The organism is Salegentibacter sp., from assembly GCF_041642575.1.
GTDB lineage: Bacteria > Bacteroidota > Bacteroidia > Flavobacteriales > Flavobacteriaceae > Salegentibacter.
This window is the reverse complement of record NZ_JBEPWD010000038.1, coordinates 16,453-22,245: the sequence shown is the minus strand read 5'-3', so window position 1 is coordinate 22,245 and position 5,793 is coordinate 16,453. Positions and strand designations below refer to the sequence as shown.

General features: G+C 39.3%; 7 protein-coding genes and 1 tRNA gene. 5 read left to right on the top strand and 3 right to left on the bottom strand.

The window, feature by feature from the left end; translation table 11 throughout:
- The 3 genes from ACESK1_RS07830 to ACESK1_RS07820 all read right to left on the bottom strand — a co-directional run.
- Window positions 1-287: response regulator (locus ACESK1_RS07830; protein WP_372919635.1), on the bottom strand; the 287-nt coding region annotated here is incomplete at its 3' end.
- On the bottom strand, window positions 280-1,359 hold the full coding sequence (locus ACESK1_RS07825; protein WP_372919634.1) for an ATP-binding protein: 1,080 nt from the start codon (window positions 1,357-1,359) through the stop codon (window positions 280-282). The genes ACESK1_RS07825 and ACESK1_RS07830, both read right to left, overlap by 8 nt.
- A 335-nt stretch (window positions 1,360-1,694) precedes the next feature.
- Window positions 1,695-1,776, bottom strand: a tRNA-Leu gene (locus tag ACESK1_RS07820).
- Between the two features lie 194 nt (window positions 1,777-1,970).
- On the opposite strand from ACESK1_RS07820, the gene ACESK1_RS07815 reads away from it, so the two are divergent.
- From ACESK1_RS07815 to ACESK1_RS07795, 5 genes are all read left to right on the top strand, one after another.
- A complete protein-coding gene (locus ACESK1_RS07815; protein WP_372919633.1) occupies window positions 1,971-2,912 on the top strand; it encodes a ribose-phosphate pyrophosphokinase in 942 nt (313 codons plus the stop codon).
- A gap of 105 nt (window positions 2,913-3,017) precedes the next feature.
- On the top strand, window positions 3,018-3,671 hold the full coding sequence (locus tag ACESK1_RS07810) for a 50S ribosomal protein L25/general stress protein Ctc (RefSeq protein WP_372919632.1): 654 nt from the start codon (window positions 3,018-3,020) through the stop codon (window positions 3,669-3,671).
- 126 nt (window positions 3,672-3,797) lie between these two features.
- Window positions 3,798-4,427 carry an aminoacyl-tRNA hydrolase gene (gene pth, locus ACESK1_RS07805; protein ID WP_372919631.1) on the top strand — a complete coding sequence of 210 codons (630 nt, stop codon included), beginning with the start codon at window positions 3,798-3,800 and terminating at the stop codon, window positions 4,425-4,427.
- Between the two features lie 6 nt (window positions 4,428-4,433).
- Window positions 4,434-5,372, top strand: a complete 939-nt coding sequence (locus ACESK1_RS07800; protein ID WP_372919629.1) for a bifunctional riboflavin kinase/FAD synthetase — start codon at window positions 4,434-4,436, stop codon at window positions 5,370-5,372.
- Window positions 5,362-5,793, top strand: a 432-nt coding sequence (locus ACESK1_RS07795; RefSeq protein WP_372919627.1) for an HTTM domain-containing protein, incomplete at its 3' end; no start/stop codon positions are given. The genes ACESK1_RS07800 and ACESK1_RS07795, both read left to right, overlap by 11 nt.

Sequence of the window (5,793 nt, the reverse complement as noted above, 5' to 3'; positions counted from 1 at the left end):
CCGTTATCCAATGCTTTAATGATATCGGCCTCTTCATCCTGCACAGAAAGGATTATTATAGATTTATCATACCACTCCCGTAATTCCTTTAATATTTCATGGCCATTTTTATCGGGTAAGCCCAGATCAAGAATAATGAGATCGGGAGTATGGTTTGCGGAAAGATGGAGGCCCTCTGTTCCGGTTTCAGCTAAAATAACCTTATAATCATTGCTTTCCAGGGAAATTTTAAGCAATTTCCTGATTTGAGGCTCATCATCGATAACAAGTATTTCAGCATTATTCATTTTGATAATTTTTTGGATCGGTCATTGCCGCTGGTATTCTAACCGTAAAGTGCGCTCCGCCCGAAGATCGGTTTTTTAATTGAATGCTTCCATTGTGAGCCCTGGCAAATCCCTGGGCGATAGAAAGTCCTAAGCCCGTACCCCCGGTTGCCGAATTGGGCAATCGATAAAATTTTTCAAAAACCCGGTCAATTTTATTCTTCGGAAAGCCCTTACCATTGTCGAGAATATCAATAATGCACTCGCCTGAAGTATGTGACACCTTGAATTCGATGGTCGTCCCGGGAGGTGTATATTGCAGGGCATTATGAAGGATATTATGCAAAATTTGCTCAACTAAGGTTGCATCTAATTGGAAAAGCGGGAGATCATCATCCGGTATAAAAATAATTTGATGTTCTGCAGAATCGGGTTTATTAAGTTGAATAACTCCATAAATCAATTCATTAATATCATACCAGTTCAATTGCAGATGTATGGAGTCACTTTCTAACCTACTCATATTCAGTAGATTTTTAACCTGTCGGTTTAACCTGTTCCCGGCAATCTCAATTTCGGTGTAAAGGTCATTTTTATTCTGCTCAGATAGTTTTTCCGTTTCCTTAAGGGTGTCAACAGATCCAATTATGGCTGCGATTGGGGTTTTTAATTCATGCGAAAGTGAGTTTAGCATGGTGTTGTATAATTCCAGGGTTTTATCTCTTTCTTTGCGTTTCCGGGTAGCGGCTTCGGCTTTCCTGATCTTTGTGGTAAAAACAGCATTCATTACAGCTATCATGAAGTACATTAAGAAGAAAAGTGCGTCTTCCGGAGTACTTATTTTAAAAGTGTATTGTGGTTGAATAAAGAAGAAATTCCAGATCAGTGCACTTAAAACAGCTACCGTAACTATAGGCAAAATTTCAAAGAACATTGCCAGAATAGAAACAGCGAGCAGAAGAATTAGGGCCACAACCTGGTAGCCAATAATGTCAATAAAAAGATAAGAAAAAAGTGAAACCAAAATAATAGTGCCTATTCCAATAAGGTATTGGATAGGTTGATTCTCATTTATTTTCTTGTAGAACTCCAATTAAGTGAATGTTGTTTAACAAATATAAATGTCGGGAAAATATTATCACTCTAAATTACGTAGAAAGTACCTTACTGAGTTTATACAGGATAGAAAACTGTAATTGAAGATCAGCCTGGGGCTTAACCCGACATTTTGGATACAATATACACTGCTACGATTATACTGAATAATAAAAAGAGGAACTTTAAAAGCCTGGATAGTCTTTCATCTCTCATTATGCTAAAGATTTAGAATTATCTCTAACATAAAATAGGTTTGACGGGAAAATAAATATAAGAAATTCATTTAATAAAAATAAAAAAACCCCTGAAGCTCAGAGGTTTTCGGTTTTGTACCTTGGGCGGGAATCGAACCCGCACGTCCGAAGACACTGGATTTTGAATCCAGCGCGTCTACCAATTCCGCCACCAAGGCAAATTGAATTGGACGGCAAAAGTATAAAAAATTTCTATTTTAGAACTTAGATTTTTTAAATTTTAGGCTCTTTCTTAACTATTAGTCCAGCGAGCAAAATTTGTTGGTAAGCATCTGCCACATAAAGCTTTTAAATAGATATAATTTTTAAATTTGCAGCGCACAATTTAATTAACACCAAACAACACAACAGCATGGCTAACTTCAACCCCGAGGCAAAAATTTTCAATTGTACTCAAAGCCGGGAACTTGCCGAAAAAATCGCAGCTTCTTATGGAACCAAGCTCGGAAATGTAATCACCTCCACGTACAGTGATGGTGAATTCCAGCCTTCGTTTGAAGAATCGGTTCGCGGTTCGCGGGTTTTTATTATTGGGTCTACTCACCCCGGCTCAGATCACCTTATGGAAATGCTTTTAATGCTTGATGCCGCTAAACGCGCTTCAGCAAGGCATATTACAGCGGTTCTTCCCTATTTTGGATGGGCAAGGCAAGACCGGAAAGACAAACCCAGGGTGCCTATCGCCGCTAAAATGGTTGCCAGCATACTGGAAACCGCAGGAGCCACAAGAATTATCACCATGGATCTTCATGCCGATCAGATCCAGGGATTCTTTGAAAAACCTGTAGATCATCTCTATGCCTCCACTGTATTTCTTCCTCACCTAAGAGCACTTAATTTAGATAATCTAACCATTGCATCTCCAGATATGGGAGGTTCGAAAAGAGCTTACGCCTATTCCAAAGCTTTGGAAAGCGATGTTGTGATCTGTTATAAGCAGCGAGCTAAAGCCAATAAAATTTCTCACATGGAATTGATTGGGAATGTTGAAGGAAAGAATGTGGTTTTAGTGGATGATATGGTAGATACTGCAGGAACATTAACTAAGGCGGCTGATGTGATGATGGATCGTGGTGCAATTAGTGTTCGGGCAATTTGTACTCACCCAGTGCTTTCCGGCGAGGCTTACGAGCGTATAGAAAACTCTAAACTGCAGGAACTAATTGTTACTGATTCTATTCCGCTGAAAAAGAAAAGTAAAAAAATAAAGGTGGTAACCTGCGCCGATCTCGTTGCCGATGTGATGAAGCGGGTTCATGAAAATGAATCTATTAGCTCTAAATTTATCATGTAAACATCTGAAAAAGGGGCTGAGGTAAGAGATTTCCAAATAATTCATTTTTAAGTTTTTAATAGCTGCAAAAAAAGATTACTTTTGCAGCCTAAAAATTTTTACCAAATGAAATCAATAACGATCAACGGATCTAAAAGAGAAAGCGTAGGCAAGAAGTCAACAAAAGCCATACGTAATGCTGGAAAGGTTCCTTGCGTATTATACGGGGGAGATGCCAAGCCATTACACTTTACAGCAGATGAAATTGCGTTTAATCACCTGGTTTACACCCCTGACGTGCATACCGTGGAAATTAAACTGGAAGGCGGAGAAAAATTCGACGCTATACTTCAGGATATTCAATTCCACCCGGTAACTGATGCTATCATGCACGTAGATTTCTACCAAATCTATGAAGACAAACCAATTTCTATGGAAATCCCAATTCACACAGTAGGTGTGGCCCGTGGGGTTAAGAATGGTGGAGTATTGCGTTACAACCTGCGTCGTCTTAAAGTTAGAGGATTGCCGGGAGATTTGCCAGATTTTATCGAAGCGAATGTAACTCCGCTAAAAATTGGACAAAAACTATACGTTACCGCTGTTGAAGATGAGAAATACAAAATTCAGCACCCGGATAACACTGTAATTTGCCAGGTTAGAACATCTCGTAATATCGTTGCTCTTGAGGACGAAGAAGAAGATGAGGTACCAGCAGATGAAGTACCAGCAACTGAATCTTCAGACGAAGCTGCAGTAAAAGAAGGAGAAAATAATTAGTCTTTCCTTTTCTGGTTAAAACTTTAAAGCATCCCTTATGGGGTGCTTTTTTATTTAGTATCCTGCGCTTTTTGGAGACTTCGTTGTAAAGAATTTTAATAATTTTATCTTTACCAAAACAAAACTATGCTTTCTTTCTTCGGAAGATTACTCAATACTAAAAAACCCCGGGAAGAAGAAACAGATCCCATGAAGAAATTTTTGATAGTAGGCCTCGGGAATATTGGTGCTAAGTATGAAAATACGCGTCATAATATAGGATTCAAAATAGTGGAATACCTTGCTGAAAAAGAAGAAACCAGCTTTAACACCGATAAACTGGGAGATATAGCGCGATTCAAATATAAAGGCAGAACCTTTGTTTTGCTGAAACCTTCAACCTATATGAATCTTAGTGGAAAAGCCGTTAATTACTGGCTTCAGAAGGAAAAAGTTCCGTTGGAAAACCTGCTAGTGATTACCGATGATCTTAATTTACCTTTTGGTACTATAAGATTAAAAACCAAAGGTAGCGATGGAGGGCACAACGGGTTAAAGGATATCCAGAATACCTTAAATACTACAAAATATAACCGATTCCGTTTTGGAATAAGCGATGAATTCTCCAAAGGTCAACAGGTAGATTATGTGTTGGGGGAATGGGGTGAAGCAGAGCTGAAAGAACTACCCGAACGCCTGGAGAAATCCCGCGAACTTATAAAATCTTTCGGGACTGCCGGAGTTAATATTACTATGAACACTTTTAACGGAAAATAAGCAGCTGTGAAAGAATACAATGGAGCTAATTCTTTTAGCAGCGAGCGACAAACAGTGGTAACTATCGGCACCTTTGATGGGGTGCACGTTGGCCACAGGAAAATCATTGAGCGTCTTGTGAATTCCGCGAAAGCAGGAAACCTGGAATCGGTGATACTTACTTTTTTTCCGCATCCCAGGATGGTTCTTCAGCAGGATTCTGATATTAAACTTATCAATACTATAGAAGAGCGAAAGGAGATACTTTCCAAAACTGGAATAGACCACCTCGTTGTACATCCTTTCACTCATCAGTTTTCCCGGCTAACCGCCCTGGAATTTGTCAGGGATATTCTGGTTAATAAATTAAAGGCCCGGCGAGTAATCATTGGTTATGATCATCGATTTGGCCGCAATCGTACTGCCGATATCAATAACCTGAAGGAATTTGGTGAGCAGTTTGGATTTGAAGTAGAAGAGATCACCAAGGAAGAAGTAGACCAGGTCGCCGTGAGTTCTACTAAAATAAGGAAAGCCCTTCAGGAAGGCCGCGTAGAACGTGCAAATAATTATTTACAACAGGCATTTTCCCTTTCCGGAACCGTGGTTAAAGGTCGTGGTCTTGGCAAAGATTTTAATTATCCTACAGCAAACCTTCATGTCGCCGAAGATTATAAACTAATTCCAAAAGATGGAGTTTACGTAGCAAAGGCTGAAATAGATGGAGAAATTTTCTTCGGAATGATGAATATTGGCACTAATCCTACCGTAGGAGGGACAAAAAGAACTATAGAAACCTATTTCTTCGACCTTCATAAAGATCTATATGGAAGAACGCTAAAAATTGAAATGCTGATAAGAATTAGGGATGAAAGAAAGTTCGATTCTGTCGATGCTCTTAAGGTTGCGATGAAGCAGGATGAATTCTTTGCTAAACAATATATCAGGGATAATTATGCTGGATAGGTGGCTTTTTAAGCAGGTCGATAATTCGGCACTTATTGTTTTCAGGGTATTTTTTGGTCTGCTTATCACCATCGAAGCCTGGGGCGCGATCTGGACAGGTTGGATAGAACGTACTCTAATAGAACCCCAGTTCACCTTTAATTTCATTGGTTTCGAATTTCTTCAGCCTCTTCCCGGCAACGGAATGCTTTGGTATTATGGAGTGATGGGGCTTTTTGGCATATTTGTGATGCTGGGCTTTAAATACCGACTTAGTATGTTTGCTTACGGGGTTATGTGGGCCTCGGTGTATCTGATGCAGAAATCTTCATATAACAATCATTATTATTTGTTGATGCTGCTTTGTATGATCTTCGTTTTTCTCCCTATGCATCACTATTTTTCTATAGATGCGTGGAGGAATAAAAAGATCAGGAGTATC

Excerpts from the sequence above, each read along its gene's own strand:
- ACESK1_RS07815 (WP_372919633.1), top strand. The coding sequence starts at position 1,971 with ATGGCTAACTTCAACCCCGAGGCAAAAATTTTCAATTGTACTCAAAGC.
- ACESK1_RS07810 (WP_372919632.1), top strand. The coding sequence starts at position 3,018 with ATGAAATCAATAACGATCAACGGATCTAAAAGAGAAAGCGTAGGCAAG.
- pth (WP_372919631.1), top strand. The coding sequence starts at position 3,798 with ATGCTTTCTTTCTTCGGAAGATTACTCAATACTAAAAAACCCCGGGAA.